Genomic DNA, 3,445 nt, shown 5'->3' on the forward strand with positions numbered 1-3,445 from the left:
GTACATAACCATCTGATTCTAGTAACTTTATTAATGAATTTAAAATTATAAAAATTGTCGAGCGATCGCTGATTCTGTATTAAGTCCAAGGTAACTTGTTTTACTGTGATATTTATGGCTTCAGGTAATCTTGATGCTGTCTGCTGAAACCGTTCAGGAAGTATACGAAGTTAACAAGGTTTGAGGCACTATCAAGCCCATAAATTTGAGGAAATAAGGCTAAATAATTCCCTGAAATTGTGTTTGTAACCCTCATTCTATCGTTACTCCCTAAACGATTACGTTTTAAGCCAGAGTCTTACTCTAAGAAATTTGGCTTGGGAGTAGTAACACCATTTCGACCAACTGCGGGTATTTCCACTAGCTGATCTGTAGCAGCAGGAGTTCCATTAGTATTGCCACTGGAAGTCACTGAGCTTTGATTGCCAGGATGTCCATTGGGGATGAACAATTGCGGATGGTCAAAGGGTGCTTGTTCAAGGAGGACTCGCCGATCGGTAAGTCCGTTTCTTAAGAAAGCGACCAAATCAGCTTTTTTAGCATCAGTTAAGTTCAATACTCCTGCACCAGACCCACCGTCGTCACCTCGACCACGATTGTAAAAGTCTACTACTTGCTCTAGAGTTGCCATCCCACCGTTATGCATATATGGAGATGTCAAGCCGATGTTACGGAGGGCAGGTGCTTTGAACAGTGATGTGGTAGTGTTTCCGGCTCCGGGGTCATCTGAGGCAGGTCTGACACCGTAGTTACCGAAGAAGCCGTTAGTTGGATTATTAATTAGCGGATCACTTGAATCAGTTGAAGCTACTCCTGTGGTTCTTCTCACCGAAGCCCTAGTGAATTCTGGAATTGTATGGCAGGTGTTGCAATTACCACCACCATTTGCCGCATTATTGACAAACACAGTCAGACCGCTTTTTTCCTGCACGGTGAGAGCATTGATATTTCCCGCTTGGAATTTATCAAAAGGTGTCTTGTCAGACACAAGAGTAGATATATACTTTTGCATTGCTAACCCAGAGAACAGGGAGAAGTTCCAATCTCTAAGCGAAAACTGATTTGCAGGTAAAGTTTGTCCTTCCTCACTCTCATTACCATCATCATTTTTGGCGAGGATTGTTGGTGTTCCATTACTATCAACTTGAATGATTGACTTTGACTTCCACCATTCCTTCTTAAAGGCTTTCCGAATCAGCTGATCGTAGGATGCGGTTTTCAGACCAGTCCGAGGAGATCGACTGTCATTTCCTAAAACACTGTCTTGCTGATGTACAAGTTGTTTACCTAAAGGTCTAAGACTTTTGATCTTCTGACCTTTTTTTCGCAGAAATTTAGCGCCGACTTCAGGTAAGGTACGACCATTAGCAGATGTCTCAAATTCACTCAATAGTGGTCCGGTTACTAGGGAAGCAATAGAGGAATTGTTGAGCGAAACGGAAACAGCAGTTAGTTGCTTTGGTTTTGTAGCTTTGTAAACTTTCGCACTCAGGTCTGCTGCTCCTTTTATATTCACCCCATTGAAGGTTTCTTTGGCGCGACCATCCCAAAACTGGAGTTTGTTGAAAATTGCATTAATTACCGTTGGGGTATTACGCGGCGCAACTCGACGCACATTAATTCCATTGACTTGAAAGCCGTCTGGATCGGGTTCAGATGTAGCCAAATCCACTGCTTGACCCGGAACAGTATTCTTAAGAACACTGTAAAACACACCTTGCGATGAGGCGACATCGTTAGTGTCAGAAATAACCGTACTGGTTCGATCGTTAGGATCTGCCAGTTTGTGAAATGGAAAATCTGCCGCCGTGAGTTGATAGTTTGCACCACCACCTACCTGGAAAGTTATATCTTTCAGTGATGCCAAAAGACCAGGACTGATTTGATTCTTTGATCTGTTATCAGTTCCCGCATGAAAGTGACAACTAGCACAGGACTGAACGCCATCACTACCAAGCTGCATATCCCAAAATAGGGCTTTTCCTAGCTTGAGTAAGGCTTGCTGGTCGTCAACAAAGTCTGTGAGATTGCTTGGTTGAGCCACTGCTGTTAAGAGTGGTGGGTTCGCTGGGGTAGGATCTCCAGATGTAGCCGATGGCAAACTGGTTATGTTATTTAGGGGAGCCGGGTTCGGTGTTACTTCTGCGGATACGATACCTCCACCAGCGATCGCCACAGAAACTATAATGAAAATTGCTAGAGGGCGTAAATATATTGATATTATTCTGGTTTTATGGCTTAAATAAATCCAGAATAATATCAAAATTAGCACGATTAATATTGCTAATGCGGTATTTGAGCGTATCATAAGACCTCGCGATACGTGTGGAAACTATAAAGTTGAAGTTGACTCAGGAAGACTCAGCCTTACTTTATGTAGTACTAAAGTACCGAGAATGTATTATAACCGTATAAATGATACATTTTAACCATCTATAAAATACTACGCCGCAGTAATCTGATTCTCTATGGATTACTATTGTCATCAATGCTGCAACTTTCTCCCAATTTCAGTCACATTAGTAATATTTAATACATAGCTCATCAATTATCAGCTATCCTATGCCTATCCATCAGTACAATTAATCACGAGATCGCTTGCTGTATTCTTCACGATTTGTTACAAAAGTACAAAGAACTTCTAGAGACTTAAAACCACATGTTCGGTGGACTTACTGGTTTACAAAATCCTAAAGGCACTGATTGGGGAGAGCGGATGCTCAATACAGTCGCCAGCCAAACGATTCGCCACCTGTTTACCCAAAGCGAGTCAGTAGAAGTCTTTGTGCGCTGCTACCCCTCCAGCAAGCTCTTGCAAGGCAGCATTGATAGTTTCAAAATGAGCGGCCGTGGCTTGGTGATTCGGAGAGATTTCGCGGTTGAGGAGATGTCGTTTGAAACTGATGCGGTGGCTATTGACTTCAGCTCGGTTTTAAGTGGCAAACTGAGCCTTAAGCAACCTACTCAAGCGATCGCTCAAGTAATCTTATCAGAAGCAGGCATAAACCAAGCCTTTAATGCGGAACTCGTGAAAAAGCGCTTGCTTAACCTCACCGTACCATCACTGACAGAATTATCTGGCGGTGAACCAGTTTCCTTTACAGATGTTCAGGTACAGCTATTGCCAGAAAATCGCTTACAGCTTCTAGCAAAAGCAGATTTAAATAATGGCGAACTCGTACCCCTGAGCATGATTTTAACTGTAAGTATTGAAAGACGGCGGCGAGTTTCTTTCAAAGATCCGAAAATTCAACTTGACCAAGTGCCAGAAGCACAACGGGAAATCTCGCAAACCTTGAGCGTAGCGCTGGTAGAAATTTTAGATAATATGGTCGATTTGGATCGTTTTGACCTTGATGGAGTGAAAATGCGCCTCAACCGATTAGAAACTGAAGGTCAAAAAATTATTTTCAGTGGATATGCTGAAATTGAACGTATTCCAAAT

The 3,445-nt window shown here is 42.5% G+C and carries 2 protein-coding genes; one reads left to right on the top strand and one right to left on the bottom strand.

Annotated elements, in window-relative coordinates:
• Positions 1 to 298: 298 nt before the first annotated feature.
• Positions 299 to 2,272 carry a cytochrome-c peroxidase gene (locus IQ229_RS19030; protein WP_322744020.1) on the bottom strand — a complete coding sequence of 658 codons (1,974 nt, stop codon included), beginning with the start codon at positions 2,270 to 2,272 and terminating at the stop codon, positions 299 to 301.
• Between the two features lie 387 nt (positions 2,273 to 2,659).
• On the opposite strand from IQ229_RS19030, the gene IQ229_RS19035 reads away from it, so the two are divergent.
• Positions 2,660 to 3,445 (top strand): LmeA family phospholipid-binding protein (locus IQ229_RS19035; protein ID WP_194046424.1); only part of this gene is annotated, 786 nt, incomplete at its 3' end.

The organism is Nostoc cf. edaphicum LEGE 07299, assembly GCF_015207245.1.
Classification (GTDB): Bacteria; Cyanobacteriota; Cyanobacteriia; order Cyanobacteriales; family Nostocaceae; genus Nostoc; species Nostoc edaphicum_B.